The organism is Serratia sp. Sp408 (assembly GCF_057180665.1).
The window spans coordinates 58094-74148 of the sequence record NZ_JBXUFT010000007.1 but is presented as its reverse complement, the minus strand read 5'-3'; the positions used below and the strand labels follow the sequence as shown (position 1 = coordinate 74148).

At 54.2% G+C, this 16055-nt stretch carries 14 protein-coding genes; 8 read left to right on the top strand and 6 right to left on the bottom strand.

The genetic code is table 11. The features are described 5' to 3' along the window. Positions 1 to 390: 390 nt before the first annotated feature. Positions 391 to 1833, top strand: coding sequence for a sugar porter family MFS transporter (locus AC2AXP_RS18385; RefSeq protein ID WP_039991378.1), 1443 nt, complete (start codon positions 391 to 393; stop codon positions 1831 to 1833). Between the two features lie 42 nt (positions 1834 to 1875). Then, positions 1876 to 2715 carry a TIM barrel protein gene (locus tag AC2AXP_RS18380; protein ID WP_039991379.1) on the top strand — a complete coding sequence of 280 codons (840 nt, stop codon included), beginning with the start codon at positions 1876 to 1878 and terminating at the stop codon, positions 2713 to 2715. 505 nt (positions 2716 to 3220) lie between these two features. Here the strand turns inward: AC2AXP_RS18380 and fetB are convergent. The 5 genes from fetB to AC2AXP_RS18355 all read right to left on the bottom strand — a co-directional run bounded on the left by fetB (position 3221) and on the right by AC2AXP_RS18355 (position 7413). Then, on the bottom strand, positions 3221 to 3994 hold the full coding sequence (gene fetB, locus AC2AXP_RS18375; RefSeq protein ID WP_004956402.1) for an iron efflux ABC transporter permease subunit FetB: 774 nt from the start codon (positions 3992 to 3994) through the stop codon (positions 3221 to 3223). After that, positions 3981 to 4655: an iron efflux ABC transporter ATP-binding subunit FetA gene (fetA, locus tag AC2AXP_RS18370; protein WP_004956403.1), complete on the bottom strand. Its 675-nt coding sequence runs from the start codon at positions 4653 to 4655 to the stop codon at positions 3981 to 3983. Before fetA ends, fetB begins: the two co-directional genes overlap by 14 nt. 418 nt (positions 4656 to 5073) lie before the next feature. Then, complete coding sequence (gene cspE / locus AC2AXP_RS18365; RefSeq protein WP_039991380.1) at positions 5074 to 5286, bottom strand: transcription antiterminator/RNA stability regulator CspE; 213 nt, start codon at positions 5284 to 5286, stop codon at positions 5074 to 5076. A gap of 387 nt (positions 5287 to 5673) precedes the next feature. Further along, positions 5674 to 6117, bottom strand: a complete 444-nt coding sequence (locus tag AC2AXP_RS18360; RefSeq protein ID WP_004956405.1) for a VOC family protein — start codon at positions 6115 to 6117, stop codon at positions 5674 to 5676. A 93-nt stretch (positions 6118 to 6210) separates the two neighbouring features. After that, the gene (locus tag AC2AXP_RS18355; RefSeq protein WP_273871222.1) at positions 6211 to 7413 is read right to left on the bottom strand and encodes a BaiN/RdsA family NAD(P)/FAD-dependent oxidoreductase; all 1203 of its coding nucleotides are present in this window, start codon (positions 7411 to 7413) and stop codon (positions 6211 to 6213) included. 301 nt (positions 7414 to 7714) lie between these two features. On the opposite strand from AC2AXP_RS18355, the gene pitA reads away from it, so the two are divergent. Beyond that, on the top strand, positions 7715 to 9217 hold the full coding sequence (gene pitA / locus AC2AXP_RS18350; protein ID WP_004956409.1) for an inorganic phosphate transporter PitA: 1503 nt from the start codon (positions 7715 to 7717) through the stop codon (positions 9215 to 9217). 49 nt (positions 9218 to 9266) lie between these two features. Here the strand turns inward: pitA and uspB are convergent, their stop codons facing one another. Next, positions 9267 to 9602 carry a universal stress protein UspB gene (uspB, locus tag AC2AXP_RS18345; RefSeq protein WP_004956410.1) on the bottom strand — a complete coding sequence of 112 codons (336 nt, stop codon included), beginning with the start codon at positions 9600 to 9602 and terminating at the stop codon, positions 9267 to 9269. Positions 9603 to 10181: 579 nt separating this feature from the next. Between uspB and uspA the strand changes: the two genes are divergently transcribed. From uspA to AC2AXP_RS18320, 5 genes are all read left to right on the top strand, one after another. Beyond that, positions 10182 to 10631 carry a universal stress protein UspA gene (uspA, locus tag AC2AXP_RS18340; RefSeq protein WP_004956411.1) on the top strand — a complete coding sequence of 150 codons (450 nt, stop codon included), beginning with the start codon at positions 10182 to 10184 and terminating at the stop codon, positions 10629 to 10631. 188 nt (positions 10632 to 10819) lie between these two features. After that, positions 10820 to 12163: an NADP-specific glutamate dehydrogenase gene (gene gdhA, locus AC2AXP_RS18335; protein WP_039991382.1), complete on the top strand. Its 1344-nt coding sequence runs from the start codon at positions 10820 to 10822 to the stop codon at positions 12161 to 12163. 327 nt (positions 12164 to 12490) lie between these two features. After that, a complete protein-coding gene (locus AC2AXP_RS18330; protein ID WP_484381856.1) occupies positions 12491 to 13474 on the top strand; it encodes a substrate-binding domain-containing protein in 984 nt (327 codons plus the stop codon). A 98-nt stretch (positions 13475 to 13572) separates the two neighbouring features. After that, on the top strand, positions 13573 to 15072 hold the full coding sequence (locus AC2AXP_RS18325) for a sugar ABC transporter ATP-binding protein (protein ID WP_004956414.1): 1500 nt from the start codon (positions 13573 to 13575) through the stop codon (positions 15070 to 15072). After that, entirely contained in the window at positions 15065 to 16054 is a 990-nt protein-coding gene (locus tag AC2AXP_RS18320; RefSeq protein ID WP_004956415.1) for an ABC transporter permease, read from the top strand. Before AC2AXP_RS18325 ends, AC2AXP_RS18320 begins: the two co-directional genes overlap by 8 nt. The last annotated feature ends 1 nt before the right edge of the window (position 16055 follow it).

Below are 16055 nucleotides of genomic sequence, written 5' to 3'. Positions count from 1 at the left end.
AAAATTTGTTTTTAGTGCGGGCGATCGCACTTTTCTGCCACAGCCTACCGAGCGCATTACATCGCACGATTGCTGCCGATGCCCTTGAAAACCACGGAATGTAACGATGATTAATCACTTTTATTCAGCATAAACCCTCCAAATCCTGCCACTACTCTGCATCCTGCATCGCAGGAAAATCCGGTCATTAGTGCCGTTTCCGTTGATTTTTTTGAACTGGATCTAAAAATCAATATTTCATTATTCCATAGTTATGAAATAAATGTTCTTCTCCGTGACAGGATTCCAAGAATAGACACCGCCTTGTTGACAGGCACGGCTCACCTTGCTGCCCCCTCTCTCCATAGCGTCAGCCGCGGGCAGAAAAATGGATTAAAATCGGAGCGTTATATGTCACATCAGCGAAAGCACAATACAGGATACGTACTGCGGATCTGCGGTATTGCCGCCCTCGGCGGTATTCTGTTTGGGTATGATACCGCCGTGATTTCCGGCGCCATTGAAGCGTTGAAAAGCTATTTCGATCTCAGTCCGGCGCAAACCGGCTGGGCCGTTTCCAATGTGGTGCTCGGCTGCGTGCTCGGCGCGTTTGCCGCCGGGCCGCTGGCCGGTCGCTATGGCCGTAAAAAAGCACTGATTCTGGCCGCCGTGCTGTTCACCATTTCCGCCGTCGGCGCGGCGCTGGCGGCCAGCTTTACCGAATTTATCATTTATCGCATGATCGGTGGGTTGGCGGTGGGCATCGCGGCCACCGTGTCACCGATGTACATGTCTGAAGTCTCCCCAAAAGACATGCGCGGCCGTGCCCTCAGCATGCAGCAATTCGCCATTGTCTTCGGCCAGATCCTGATCTTTTACGTTAACTTCAAAATCGCCAGTTACGCGTCGGAAGCCTGGCTGGTTGAAATGGGCTGGCGCTGGATGCTCGGCTCGGAAGTGATCCCCTGCCTGCTGTTTTGCCTGCTGGTGTTTATCATTCCTGAATCACCGCGCTGGAACGTGATGGTCGGGCGGGAAGATCAGGCACTGGCAATGCTGACCCGCGTATCCAATGAAAGTCATGCGCGCAGCGTATTGCAGGAGATCAAGGACTCGCTGCAAGAAGATTTGAAAAGCGCCAAGCAAAAGCTCGATTACCACGACAAACGGGTGCGTTTCATTCTGTTTGTCGGCTGCATGATCGCCATGCTGCAGCAGGTGACCGGCGTCAACGTGATGATGTATTACGCGCCGGTGGTGCTGAAAACCGTGACCAGCAGCGCGCAGGAAGCGTTGTTCCAGACCATCTGGATCGGCGTGCTGCAACTGGTTGGCTCGGTGATCGGTGCCATGCTGATGGACCGCATCGGCCGACTGCCACTGATGCGCTACGGTACGCTGGGCACCATCGCCGGCCTGTTGATTACCTCTTACGCCCTGTATAGCGAAACCACCGGTTATCTCGCGCTGTTTGGCATGCTGTTCTTCATGCTGTTCTATGCCCTTTCCTGGGGCGTCGGCTGCTGGGTGCTGATCTCCGAAATTTTCCCGAACCGCATGCGTTCACAAGGGATGAGTATCGCGGTCGGCAGTATGTGGGTTGCCAACTTTGCCGTTTCGCAAACCTTCCCGATGATTAACGATAATCCGTACCTGTTCTCGACCTTCCACGGCGCCTTCCCAATGTGGGTGTTCGCCGCCTGCTGCGTGTTCAGCTACTGGTTTATCTGCCGTTTCATCCCGGAAACCAAAGGGGTTTCACTGGAGAAAATGGAGGGCGTGGTGATGGCGAAACGTTATCGCCAGCCGATCGTCGATGGCAAACCTCTGCCATTGTCTAATGAAAAACCGTAACCGTGACCAATCCAATAGCTTATGTACTCGGGAGTAATGCTCATGACCATTGCGCTAGACCGTTTCTGTATTAACCGCAAGATCGCCCCCAACCTCGATTTGGAACGTTTTTTCCAACTGGTGAACAGATGCGGGCTTCACAACGTCGAGCTGCGTAACGATATGCCCAGCGGCAAAGTATGCGATAACCTGAGCGATACGCAGGTCAATGCATTGGCGGCCAAGTACGGTATCAACATCGTGACCATCAATGCCCTCGGCATGTTTAATCTGCTGGACGACAAAACCCAGTTGCTGGATCGTGCTGAAGCACTGCTGGGTACGGCAAAGGCAATCCACAGCAAGGCGCTGGTGCTGTGCCCACACTGCAGCAGTGCCGACCAGCGCAACGACGCGCAAAAACAGTACGATACCCTGTCGGCATTAACGCTGCTGGCACCGTTATTGCAAAAATATGGCATTGAAGGATATGTGGAACCGCTCGGCTTCGGTATCAGCTCATTGCGTTCATCATTGCTGACCCAGGCGATCATCCGCGATTCCGGCGCACCGTATAAAATGGTGCTGGATACCTTCCATCATTATCTCAGCGACGTCGATCAGGCCGAATTCGACGGACAAATCCAGGTTGGGCAAATTGGCCTGGTGCATCTTTCCGGCGTGGAAGATCCTCGCGACAAAGGCACGCTGAGCGATGAGGAGCGCATTATGCTCAGCGCGCAAGACCGGCTGGAAAGCAAAAAACAGGTGCAGAATCTGGAACGCCTTGGCTACCAAGGTATTTACGCGTTTGAGCCATTCTCTTCCCAATTGAATTCCTGGACAGAAGCGGACATTGAGCGGGAAATTCGCCAAAGCATTGCACTGTTGCAACAACCCTAACCCTCTGAAAACGGCCTCGCTAGAGGCCATTTGGCGGTGGTGACAGAGTTGTCTGCTGGAACGAGATACTCGGGCCTAACGCACCTCGGGGCTCTTCGGCGGCTCACGCCGCTACGACCCCAACGGCACGCTTTCCCTAATATCCGACGTTGTCAGCCGTCTGAAAACGGTCTCTAGCGAGGCCGTTTGGCGGTGGTGACAGAGTTGTCTGCTGGAACGAGATACTCGGGCCTAACGCACCTCGGGGCCCTTCGGCGGCTCACGCCGCTACGACCCCAACGGCACGCTTTCCCTAATATCCGACGTTGTCAGCCGTCTGAAAACGGTTTCTAGCGAGGCCGTTTGGCGGTGGTGACAGAGTTATCTGCTGGAACGAGATACCCGGGCCTAACGCACCTCGGGGCCCTTCGGCGGCTCACGCCGCTACGACCCCAACGGCACGCTCTCCCTAATATCCGACGTTGTCAGCCGTCTGAAAACGGTCTCTAGCGAGGCCGTTTGGCGGTTATTTCAGGTTGCTGACTATCAGTTGGTGCCGCGGGTTATAAAACTTGCGGTACGCCAGGTAGCAGGCAAGGATGGTCGACAAACTGGCCGTCGACAACATCATAAACGTCACCATGATTTGATATTTGATGGCTTTGACCGGATCGATACCAGCAAAAATCAGGCCGGACATCATGCCTGGCAGACTTACCAGACCCACCGTTTTCGCCGAGTCGACCGTCGGGATCAACGAGGCACGAATACTGTCGCGGATAAGCTGCGCCGAGGCGAATTTCGGTGATGCGCCCAGGCTCAGCATTTCCTGAATCTTCTGCTGTTCACCTTTAAACCGCTGACCAAGATTGTTGTAACACAACCCCACAGCGACCATCGCGTTGCCGGCAATCATGCCGGAGATCGGAATCACCTGCATGGGGGTAAATTCAATCGAGCCAGTCAATACCAGCACCAGCAGCGTGAGCACCGCCCCGGTGGTGATGGCAATAAACGAGATCACAAACGCGTGCTCGATATATTTACTGCGTTTTTTGGCGTTATACGCCGCGTTAAAGCAGATAAACAGCACCATTAGCACCGTCAGCATGGCGTTATTGATATCGAAAATATACTTCAGTACGTAACCGACGATAATCAACTGCACCACCGCCCGGCAAATACTCCAGATGATGTCTTTTTCCAGTGCCAGTTTTTCTTTATGACTGATGAGAATCGCCACCAGCACCAATATCATCGACAGGCCCAGGGATTCATTGGTGATGTTATGCTGACTCATGTAATGACTCCGATTGCGGTGCGTGATGCGCCTGCAGTTCAATGACATCATCTGCATGGGCAATTTCGTCTCTATCGTGCGTTACCCACAGCACGGCCACGCCCTGCCCAGCCACCAGTTGATGTATCATCTCGTTGACGTTGCGCTTGTTACTTTCATCCAGCGCGCTGGTAATTTCGTCCAATAGCAGCACCTTGGGTGTGAACTGCAAATTGCGAATCAGCGAAACACGCTGCTTTTCGCCGCCGGACAGTTCATTGATGCTTTTCGACAACAGGTTCTCCGGCAGCATCAGACGCGCCAAATCCTGCTTCATTTTTTGCTCATCGGGTTTTTGCTGGCGAATTTGATAGGGCAGTGCCAGATTGTCATATACCGTACTGCCGAATAGCGATGGCGTTTGGAAACAGTACGAAACCTGTTTGCGGTACTCTTCCGGCTGTATGTCGTTAATATTTTTACCATCAAAAACGATCTCGCCGCGCGTAGGGCCGATCAACGAAGAAACAATTTTCAATAATGTGCTTTTGCCGCAGCCTGAAGGCCCGGTGATCAATTTAAATTCCCCGACATTCAGGCTGAACGATACCGAGTCCAGAATAATCGCCTCATCTATTTGATAATTGATCTCATTTACTCTCAGCAAATTACCGCCACGCATTACAACTCCGGTTATGGCTGGAAACTGGCCGCCAGTATATGACCGAATAAATGTGACTGGCAAATAGCCGGCGGCAGAGACAAAAAAACCCCGGCGATTAAGCCAGGGTCAGATTGTTGCCGGTTACTTTCCCGGCCGTCATAATTGTGGCGTAAGCGTTCATCGAACACTCCAACGTTACGCGGCCTAAGCACGACCATGGCACAACAGAAAAAAGTACGGCGAAAGAAAATGGGGCAATACGCTTTGCTGTTGGTCATCGACATTCGGGCTGGCGCCGAAAGATAAAGCAGAGGGTCAGACGGGGAGAGATTAATCCCGGCGTAAAACCGGGATTAACAAAGCGGGTGACGGTATCTTGACTGCTCCGGCTGACGCCATCTTCGCTATTGCAAGAACTCAGACCCGACTTTATATCTTACAGAACAACCACGTTGCCTGCAGATGGGCCTTTCTGACCATTTTCGATGGTGAATTCGACCTTTTGGCCTTCATCCAGCGTTTTGAAATCGTTGCTCTGGATAGCAGAGAAATGCACGAATACATCTTTGCTGCCGTCCGCAGGAGAAATGAAACCAAAACCTTTACCAGCGTCAAACCATTTTACTAAACCAGTCATTTTATTAGACATAGAAATTTCCTTCATTATTTATTGGCCGCCATAAGGCGATAGGGGCTTGTTTTCGGCGTTAACTTATGGGGGCACTAAATAAGAGAATTCACGGGAAAAGAAGTATCTGGAAGGATATCGCTAATACTGAGAACTGCTTTACTAAAACTGCTTTCATAAGGTCTGTACCACAAACCGGTGACGCTATTTACACATAGCCATGAGTTATTAGCAAACCTTTTTTATAATTATTTTAAATAAACCAGGGTTATTAGCAGCTTGGCTGCCGGCAAAATCGTCCTATAGCCAGTAACGCCACACTTCCATTACCGGCCACTCACTCGGCACCCGCTAGAAGCGGTATTACCGGGATGATTAGCCGCTTCAAGGCGAGAGCGCCGACGCTCATTACGAACCAGAACGTAACCATGGCGTGATGGTCACACCGGTCAGCAACCCCTCCGGGCTCAGCAAACGCGTCACCGTCTGACCCCAGGGCTCTTCACGCTGCGGGACCAGCAACTGATAACCGCGATCGCGCAGGATACGGGTTGCCGCAGCAATATCCTCAACTTCAAATTCGATCCAGCCTTGAGGCACCGGAACATCATCAGGCCATTGCGCACTGCCAAAACAGGAGTATGCCGCCTGGGATAGCGGCCACAGTGCAAAATGCTTAACGCCGCCGAGCACGTCGGCCTCTGTCAACAAATAATCGCTATTGCCATCCATAGACTTCAGCGGCAGTCCCAACGTTTCGAGATAGAATGTCTTGCTGGTTGGCGTATCTCGGGTTATCGGGCCAAACCCCGCGACAAACAGGACATTGATACCGCTTAATTCTGCTGCCATCGTTTACTCCTGTTAACCGGGTTTCATCGCTTAAGCGAACGCCTTAAGCACACAACGCCCGCAATAGGGTTTACTCAGCGCGCCAACCGCCTGTCAGCCGCGCGGCGCCGCCGCCAAGGCCTGTGCACAGGCCCAGGCAGAACTCCAGGCCCATTGGAAATTATAGCCGCCCAGCCAGCCAGTGACGTCCACCACTTCGCCAATAAAATAAAGGCCGGGCACACGACTGGCCTCCATGGTTTTGGAAGACAGCTCGCGAGTGTCTACGCCGCCCAGCGTCACTTCTGCGGTGCGATAGCCTTCGGTGCCATTTGGCTGCACGCGCCAATTTTGCAGGCTGTCCACCAGCGCCGCCTGCTGCGCAGGGGTAAGCTGCTTCAGCGTGGCTTCCGGTAATTGACCCAGCGTCTGCAGGCATTCGACCAACCGTTTCGGCAGATGCAACGCCAGCGTATTCTTCAGGCTCTGATTGGGGTGAGCCTGACGCTGTTGGTCAAGAAATCCCGCCAGATCTAGCTCAGGAAGTAAGTTAATACTCACAAACTCACCAGGTTGCCAGTAGCTGGAAATTTGCAGCACCGCCGGACCGGACAACCCGCGGTGGGTAAACAGAATTGCTTCGCGGAACAGGGTGCCGTTTTCGGCGGTGACGGTGGCCGGCACCGAAACCCCGGACAGCGTCTGTGAATGCTCCAGCAACGGTTTATGCAGGGTGAATGGCACCAATGCGGCGCGGGTCGGCAACACCTGCAAACCAAACTGTTGCGCCAGCTTGTAACCAAACGGCGAGGCGCCAAGCCCCGGCATCGACAGTCCACCGCTGGCCACCACAAGTGAGCGAGTGCTTACAACCTCACCATTCAGCGTCAGTTCGAAGCCACCGTCGGTTTTTTCGACGCTCAGCACCTCGCTGCGCAATCGGGTAGTCACCTGGCCCAGCGCACATTCCTGTACCAGCATCTCCACTACCTGCTGCGCCGAATCGTCGCAGAACAGCTGGCCAAGAGTTTTCTCATGATAGGCGATGCCATAGCGGTTGATCAGGTCGATAAAGTCCCACTGGGTATAACGCGCCAGCGCGGATTTGCAAAAATGCGGGTTATTGGACAGGTACGCTGCCGGTTCGGCGTACATATTGGTGAAGTTGCAGCGGCCTCCCCCCGACATCAGGATCTTGCGGCCCGGTTTTTTGCCGTTATCGAGCAGCAGCACCCGGCAGCCGAGTTGCCCTGCCTGCGCAGCACAAAACATGCCCGCCGCACCGGCACCGATTACTACGACATCAAACTGTTCCACCTTCGCCTCACTTGGATAAAATCACAATCACCGCAAAAGCGCGCCATTTTACGCGATTTCGCCGCCGGTCTCCGCTTATTTGCGACGGGCGATTGTAAAGGCTTGTGGCCGCCGGCACCATAGTAAGGAAATGTGATCATCGGTAAATTGGTGTAACACGCTGATATTTATTTAGTTTACACCATCAATATCGGCGTGCTGTCATCAGGAAATCAAAAAAACGTCATATTTTCCTTTTCCCCAACACCGGTTGTCGCAGATAATGCGCGGCGTTCATGTCCACAAACCTGGCGTAACGCTTATGCTGCATTTGTTCGCTGGCCTGGATTTCAATACCGGCCTGATGTTGATACTCGCATTGCTGTTCGTACTGATTTATGAAGCCATCAACGGCTTCCACGATACGGCCAATGCGGTTGCTACTGTAATCTATACCCGCGCCATGCGCTCGCAACTTGCGGTCGTGATGGCAGGCGTATTTAACTTCCTTGGCGTGATACTCGGTGGTTTGAGTGTTGCCTACGCCATTGTCCACCTGCTGCCAACCGATCTGCTGCTGAACGTCAGTTCCGCACATGGTTTAGCCATGGTCTTTTCCATGCTGCTGGCGGCGATTATCTGGAACCTCGGCACCTGGTATTTTGGTCTGCCGGCCTCCAGTTCCCACACGTTGATTGGCGCCATTATCGGTGTCGGCCTGACCAACGCCCTGATGACCAACACCTCGGTGGTGGATGCGCTCAATGTGCCGAAAATGATCAGCATTTTCCTGTCATTGATCTTCTCCCCGCTGGTCGGGATGATGGTGGCCGGGCTGATGGTCTTTGTGCTGCGTCGCTACTGGAGCGGCACCAAAAAACGCCAGCGTATTCACATGACGCCAGCGGAGCGTGAAAAGGTCGACGGTAAACGCAAGCCGCCGTTCTGGACGCGCATCGCGTTGATCCTGTCCGCCGTCGGCGTCAGTTTCTCGCACGGCGCCAACGACGGTCAGAAAGGCATCGGCCTGATTATGCTGGTACTGATCGGCGTCGCCCCGGCCGGCTTTGTGCTCAATATGAATGCAACCGGTTATGACATCACCCGTACGCGTGATGCCGTAAACCACCTGCAACAATATTATTTGCAGCACAGCGATTCACTGTCGCACGTGGTCGCCATGACACCGCTGGTGCCAACGCCGGAAGAGTCCGTTTCCGCCAATGAGCCGCCACAGTTCCATTGTGACAGCTCGCGCGCCATGCCGGCTATCCAGTTGGCTTCCGGGTTACTGAACGGTCTGCAAAGCTATGACCAGCTATCGGTCGAACAACGCAGCCATCTGCGTCGCTTGCTGATGTGCGTCACCGATACGGCCGATCGCGTCGCCAAGCTGCCAGAAACGCCTGCCGAAGATAAACGCTTCCTGAGTAACCTGCGTCAGGATCTGCTGCAAACCGTCGAGTATGCGCCGATCTGGATTATCGTTGCGGTAGCGCTGGCGCTGTCTCTCGGTACCATGGTTGGCTGGAAGCGCGTTGCCACCACTATCGGTGAGAAAATTGGCAAGAAAGGCATGACCTATGCCCAGGGCGTTTCTGCTCAGATGACTGCAGCGCTGTCGATTGGCGTTGCCAGCTACACCGGTATGCCGGTCTCCACCACGCACGTGCTGTCCTCGGCGGTTGCCGGCACGATGATCGTCGATGGCGGTGGCGTACAGAGTAAAACCGTGAAGAATATCCTGCTGGCCTGGGTATTAACCCTGCCGGTGGCGATTGTCCTGTCGGGCTCGCTGTACTGGTTGGCGTTGAAGCTGATTTAAATCGGCAAGTGACGAGAAGGCGGCCCTGGTGGCCGCCTTTTTTATGCCGTCAGTACCAGATAGCCATCGCCACCAGGCTGATGACCACCAGCCCACACAGCGCAGAAGTCAGCATGAACTGGCCTCGAACCCGCTCGCAACGGCGAATGAACTCTGGATCGTGGTGATCGGTATAGCGCTGAGCATAGATATAGCGCACCAGCCGTAGCTGCTTGCTGGGCTGGCCGTGGGCAGTAAAGAACCCGCCACCGTCAACGTATTGGTACAGCAAAGGATCGCAACCGCGCAACACCACCAGCAGCGCACGCAAAGAAGAGTAATACCGCACCATGTTTACCACACATACCACACACAAAGCCCAAAATAGCGCGACGGTACTGATCATGATTCCTCCTCAAGGCGTTGTGATCCACGGCAACCCACCGGGCCAACTGCCCTACTTCGCATCCAATACTCAGCCGGAGCCTGCTGCTCCTGTCCGCTTTACAACCCCACACAGGCCGCGATACCCGTAACTACTGGCGACGGGGCATCGATACGCAAATGCATATTGAACGCCGTCCGGCTCAAGGAAAAAGGGTGAGGCCTTATCATCATTGTAGAATAATCAAACGCAAACTGGCCCCGGTAAGCGAGAAAATTTACCCCAGTGCGTAAATCGGCCACAGGCCTGTGCCGCCGCGCGACACGGCATTACCCCGCTTTTCAACTATACTCACAGCAACAATGCTTATATTTCAAACGGTCAAATACAAATTAACCGCATAAAGAATAGGATTTTTTACGCTTCGGGTGTAAAACTGAAAGGGTAAACATGGCAAAACTTATTGATACGTTGCGGTGTGATCGGCCCAACATATCACCGCATTATCTGAATGATATTATGCAGGTAAACAAATGTGCCAGGCTGGTACGCTGATGCCTGCTAACCCTTTAATCGGCATTAAATGGAAGGAGTATTCTCATGGCTTACAAACACATTCTGATTGCGGTGGACCTGTCGCCGGAAAGCAAAGTCCTGGTGGAAAAAGCAGTATCAATGGCGCGACCGTACAATGCCAAAGTCTCCTTGATCCACGTTGATGTGAATTATTCGGATCTGTATACCGGCCTGATCGACGTTAACCTGGGCGACATGCAAAAACGCATTTCCGAAGAAACCCACCATGCGCTGACCGAACTGTCGCAAAACGCCGGCTACCCAATTACCGAAACCCTGAGCGGCAGCGGTGATTTGGCACAGGTATTGGTGGATGCCATCAAGAAATACGATATGGATCTGGTGCTGTGCGGCCACCATCAGGATTTCTGGAGCAAGCTGATGTCTTCCGCACGCCAGCTGATCAACACCGTGCACATCGATATGCTGATTGTACCGCTGCGCGACGAAGACGATGAGGAAGAAGAAGCTTAAAGTAAGCGCTTCCTAACATCGAATGCCTACGCCCGCGCCTGCGGGCGTTTTTTTTGCCCGTACCGTGCAGAATAGCGTGTTTAACACGCACCCCGCAGTGATATAGTCAAAAAAGACACAATATCTTCCCCCGTATTTTCAAACCGATAACCATAAAGGGGGCAACCACTATGCCACAGGAGTTCTCCATGGATCAGGCCGTATCTCTTGACGCTTTCCTCGCGACTTTACAGCAGCAAAATCCTTATCAACCCGAATACCTGCAAGCGGTGCGTGAAGTCTTCACCTCGCTTTGGCCGTTTATTGAGCAAAACCCGCGCTACCGCGAATATGCCCTGCTGGAACGGCTGGTCGAACCTGAGCGCACCATTCAATTCCGCGTCAGTTGGGTGAACGACGCCGGCCAGGTGCAGGTCAACCGCGCCTGGCGCGTACAGTTCAATTCCGCCATCGGACCGTATAAAGGCGGTATGCGTTTTCATCCATCGGTTAACCTGTCGATACTGAAGTTTCTCGGCTTCGAGCAAACCTTCAAGAACGCGTTGACCACGCTGCCAATGGGCGGTGGCAAAGGCGGTGCCGACTTCGACCCGAAAGGCAAAAGCCAAGGTGAAATCATGCGCTTCTGCCAGGCGCTGATGAGTGAACTGTATCGCCATCTTGGGCCGGATACCGACGTGCCAGCCGGTGATATCGGCGTTGGCGGGCGTGAAGTCGGTTTTATGGCCGGCATGATGAAGAAACTGTCCAACAATACCGCCTGCGTATTTACCGGCAAAGGTCTGTCCTTTGGCGGTAGCCTGATACGTCCGGAGGCCACCGGCTACGGCCTGGTGTATTTTACCCAGGCCATGCTGCAGCGCCACGGGCTCGGATTTGAAGGCATGCGCGTGGCGGTTTCCGGCGCTGGCAACGTGGCGCAGTTCGCCATTGAAAAAGCGCTGGCGATGGGCGCCCGCGTTGTCACCGCGTCCGATTCCGGTGGCACCGTGGTTGATGAAGCCGGTTTCACCAGCGAAAAGCTGGCGCACCTGGCCGAGATCAAAAACCAGCGTTACGGCCGTATAGAAGACTACGCCCGTGAGCGCGGCCTGATTTTCTTGTCAGGAGAGCAGCCGTGGAACCTGCCGGTGGATATCGCGCTGCCGTGTGCCACTCAAAATGAACTCGATCTGACCGCCGCTCGAACGCTGATTCAAAACGGCATCAAAGCCGTGGCCGAAGGTGCCAACATGCCAACCACCATTCAGGCCACCGATGCTTTCCTGGAGGCCGGCGTCCTGTTTGCGCCCGGCAAAGCGGCCAATGCCGGCGGGGTAGCCACCTCCGGGTTGGAAATGGCGCAAAATGCCGCGCGCATCGGCTGGAAGGCGGAGAAAGTTGATGTTCGTTTACAACATATCATGGCGGATATTCACCAGGCCTGCGTGGAACACGGCGGCAACAGCAAGCAGACGCACTACGTTCACGGTGCCAATATTGCCGGTTTCGTCAAGGTTGCGGACGCCATGCTGGCGCAAGGGGTACTGTAACCGCCACGGCGGGTGATCTGCCTCACAAAGCGGGTAAAACCTTTCATGCCGGCGTCAACGTCGGCATTTTTTTATTCTCGCCATCGCGAAAATGTTATTTATATGTATGTAAATTGATAATTATTTGGTTAATAACGGCTAACAAACTGTAGTAAAATTACCACGCCATATTTATTTAACTTATATTTAACATATTAAACCGCTAAATTTTACCTTAATCTGCACAGATCACATTTCTCCAACTTTGGCTACGCCCCCTCTTCCATTCCTTTGTAACCTGCAGCGGTGGAAAAACCGCCACCCCTACAGATAAGAAAAGGTACAGCTATGAAATTTAACCTCGCATTATTAAATGCATGTGTGGTTTCTGCGTGCATGTTATCAACACCGGGCTTTGCTGCTGAAAAATATGAAATCGCCGTGGTCGCCAAGGTCACCGGCATTCCGTGGTTCAACCGCATGGAAGTCGGCGTCAACGACGCGGCGAAAAAGCTCGACGTCAACGCCTATCAGACCGGTCCGTCAACGCCGGACCCCGCCGCGCAGGTCAAGGTGATTGAGGATCTGATCGCCAAAAACGTCAATGCCATTATCGTGGTGCCAAACGACGCCAAGGTGCTGGAGCCGGTGCTGAAGAAAGCGCGCGACAAAGGCATTGTGGTATTGACCCACGAATCGCCGGACCAGCAGATCGGTCAGTGGGATATCGAAACCATCGATAGCGAGATATATGCGCAGGCCAATATCGATGAGCTGGCCAAGGATATGGGCGGCAAAGGCGGCTACGCCATCTATGTCGGTTCGCTGACCGTGCCGTTGCATAATGCCTGGGCCGATTCCGCGGTTAAATATCAAAAAGAAAAATACCCTGACATGTTCGAAGTCACCCAGCGTCTGCCGGTGGCCGAAAGCATCGACAAGTCCTATTCCACCACGCTGGATCTGATGAAAACCTACCCGCAAATGAAGGGCATCATCGGCTTCGGTTCATTGGGGCCAATCGGCGCCGGGCAGGCAGTGGCCAAGAAACGCGCCAAGAACAAGATCTCGGTGGTGGGCATCGCCATGCCAGCGCAGGCAGCGCCTTACCTGATGCGCGGCGACATTAAAAAAGCGCTGCTGTGGGATCCGAAAGACGCCGGCTATGCGCTGGTGACGGTGGCCGATCAATTGCTGCAAGGCAAGGCGGTGACCAAAGATTTGTCGATCGAAGGGCTGGGTAAAGCCGACGTCGATATGGACAACAAAGTGATTCGGTTTAATAAAATTCTGGAAGTTACCAAAGATAACGCCAAGTCACTGGGCTTTTGATTTTTAATATTCGCCACACCGGGAATTTATAAACGTAACGGCGCAGTTCTCGACCGGCTGCGCCCACGGTTTATACCGTCGCAACATAGGTTATTGCCATGACATCCTCTACCGCATTTATCACGCTGGAAAATATCAGTAAAAAGTTCCCCGGCGTGCTGGCATTGGACCAAATAAGCCTGACGCTCAATAAAGGCGAGGTGCATTGCCTGGCCGGGCAAAATGGCTGTGGTAAAAGTACCATTATCAAAGTTATTTCTGGCGTCTATCAGCCGGAAAAAGGTGCCAACATCTCACTGGAAGGAAAATTATTCCACGCCCTGACGCCACAGCTGTCCGGCCATTATGGCATTCAGGTGATTTATCAGGATCTCTCGTTATTTCCCAATCTGACGGTGGCGGAAAACATCGCCATTCACCGCTACCTGCCCGGCGGCCATTTCTGGGTCAAACGCAACCGCATGCGTCAGATGGCGCTGGACGCCATGGCACGGGTTGGCGTCAGCATCGATCCAGACAAAAAGGTCGAGAAACTGTCGATTGCCGATCGCCAACTGGTGGCCATCTGCCGCGCCATCGCCGCCGAAGCCCGGCTGGTGATCATGGATGAACCCACCGCCTCGCTGACGCGTCAGGAGGTTGACGGTCTGCTGCGCGTGGTCAATGAGTTGAAAGCCGCCGACATCTGCGTGGTTTTTGTCAGCCACCGACTGGATGAAGTGATGGAAGTTGCCGATCGCATCAGCGTGATGCGTGACGGCAAGTTGGTCGGCACCTACCCGGCGAGCGAATTGGACAGCCACGAACTGGCGTTCCTGATGACCGGCCAACGCTTCCACTACAGTCATTTGCCCGCGCGGCCACCGGTGGAGAGCACCCCGCTGCTGGAGATCAACAACCTTAGCCGCCGCGATAAATACCGCAATATCAATCTGGCACTGCGTGGCGGCGAAATCGTGTCGATCGTCGGTCTGTTGGGGGCCGGCCGTAGCGAACTGTGCCTGAGCCTGTTCGGCATGACGCAACCGGACAGCGGTGAAATACGCGTTGACGGCCAGCCGGTACGCCTACACAACAACCGCGAAGCGGTGCGCCACGGCATTGCCTACGTCTCGGAAGATCGCCTGACGCAAGGGCTGATCATGGAGCAATCGATTTACGATAACACCATCGTCACGGTGTTCGACCAGCTGCATACTCCACTCGGCCTGCTGGATCACCAAAAGGCTCGCCATCTGGTGAACTCGCTGATTCGCGAACTGAATATCAAAGTGTCCGACAGCGCGCTGCCGGTAAAAACCCTGTCCGGCGGCAACGCTCAGCGCATCGCCATCGCCAAATGGGTGGCGACCCAACCCAAGATCCTGATCCTCGACTCGCCGACCGTCGGCGTCGATATCGCCAACAAGGAAGGGATCTACCAGATCGCCAAAGATCTGGCCGAACGCGGCATGGCAGTACTGATGATCTGCGATGAGATCCCGGAAGCTTATTACAACAGTCATCGGGTACTGGTGATGCGCAAAGGCGAACTGGTCGCCGAATTTTCGCCGCATCACTGCACCGAACAACAGATCGCCGAGGTGGTGAATGGATAAGTCGTTTCTCGCTCGCCTGGCCGGGCGGCATGAATTCTATCTTGGCCTGCTGGTGTTGGTATTGGCGCTGGGGCTGAGTATCGGCACCGATGAATTTCTGACGCTGGGCAACCTGACCGACGTCGCCACCAGCTACGCCATTCTCGGCATTCTGGCCTGCGGCCTGTTTGTGGTGCTGATTGCCGGCGGAATTGATATTTCATTCCCGGCGATCACCGCCATCGCCCAGTACGTGATGGCCAGTTGGATCATTACTCACGGCGGCAGCTTTCCGCTGGCGTTCGCCATGGCCATCGGCGTCGGCCTGCTGCTCGGGCTGATGAACGGTTTCCTGGTGTACTGGCTGAAGGTACCGGCGATTATCATTACCATCGCCACGCTGAATCTGTTCTACGGCCTGCTGGTGTATGCCACCAATGGCACCTGGCTGTACGGTTTTCCAGACTGGTTCATGGATGGCATCAACTGGTTCTCGTTTACCGCCGGCGACGGCTATGACTACGGCCTGACGCTGCCGCTGCTGTGCCTGCTGGCGGTGATTATCGTTACCGGCGTCCTGATGAACTTCACCCGCCTCGGCCGCCAGATTTTCGCCATGGGCGGCAACCGCGACGCCGCATCGCGCCTGGGGTTGAATCTGCTGCGGCTGCATTTTTATGTCTATGGCTATATGGGCATTCTGGCAGGCATCGCCGCGGTAGTGCAGGCGCAAATCACCCAATCGGTGGCGCCAAACTCGCTGCTCGGCTTTGAACTGACGGTGCTGGCGGCGGTGGTGCTTGGCGGTACCAGCATGACCGGCGGACGCGGTTCGCTCACCGGCACCCTGCTTGGCGTGGTATTGCTGGCCTTCCTGCAAAATGGCCTGACGTTGCTCAGCGTGTCCTCATACTGGCACACGGTATTCAGCGGGCTGATTATTCTGATCAGCATCAGTAGCACCGCCTGGAATGAAAAACGTAAGCTGGCCAAGGAGATATGAC

What these genes read in the sequence shown, in the direction of transcription:
- uspB (WP_004956410.1), bottom strand. Translation starts at nt 9,602, where the DNA reads ATGATCAGTACCGTCGCGCTATTTTGGGCTTTGTGTGTGGTATGTGTG.
- AC2AXP_RS18380 (WP_039991379.1), top strand. Translation starts at nt 1,876, where the DNA reads ATGACCATTGCGCTAGACCGTTTCTGTATTAACCGCAAGATCGCCCCC.
- AC2AXP_RS18360 (WP_004956405.1), bottom strand. Translation starts at nt 6,117, where the DNA reads ATGGCAGCAGAATTAAGCGGTATCAATGTCCTGTTTGTCGCGGGGTTT.
- pitA (WP_004956409.1), top strand. Translation starts at nt 7,715, where the DNA reads ATGCTGCATTTGTTCGCTGGCCTGGATTTCAATACCGGCCTGATGTTG.
- gdhA (WP_039991382.1), top strand. Translation starts at nt 10,820, where the DNA reads ATGGATCAGGCCGTATCTCTTGACGCTTTCCTCGCGACTTTACAGCAG.
- uspA (WP_004956411.1), top strand. Translation starts at nt 10,182, where the DNA reads ATGGCTTACAAACACATTCTGATTGCGGTGGACCTGTCGCCGGAAAGC.
- fetB (WP_004956402.1), bottom strand. Translation starts at nt 3,994, where the DNA reads ATGAGTCAGCATAACATCACCAATGAATCCCTGGGCCTGTCGATGATA.
- fetA (WP_004956403.1), bottom strand. Translation starts at nt 4,655, where the DNA reads ATGCGTGGCGGTAATTTGCTGAGAGTAAATGAGATCAATTATCAAATA.
- AC2AXP_RS18325 (WP_004956414.1), top strand. Translation starts at nt 13,573, where the DNA reads ATGACATCCTCTACCGCATTTATCACGCTGGAAAATATCAGTAAAAAG.
- AC2AXP_RS18385 (WP_039991378.1), top strand. Translation starts at nt 391, where the DNA reads ATGTCACATCAGCGAAAGCACAATACAGGATACGTACTGCGGATCTGC.
- AC2AXP_RS18330 (WP_484381856.1), top strand. Translation starts at nt 12,491, where the DNA reads ATGAAATTTAACCTCGCATTATTAAATGCATGTGTGGTTTCTGCGTGC.
- AC2AXP_RS18320 (WP_004956415.1), top strand. Translation starts at nt 15,065, where the DNA reads ATGGATAAGTCGTTTCTCGCTCGCCTGGCCGGGCGGCATGAATTCTAT.
- cspE (WP_039991380.1), bottom strand. Translation starts at nt 5,286, where the DNA reads ATGTCTAATAAAATGACTGGTTTAGTAAAATGGTTTGACGCTGGTAAA.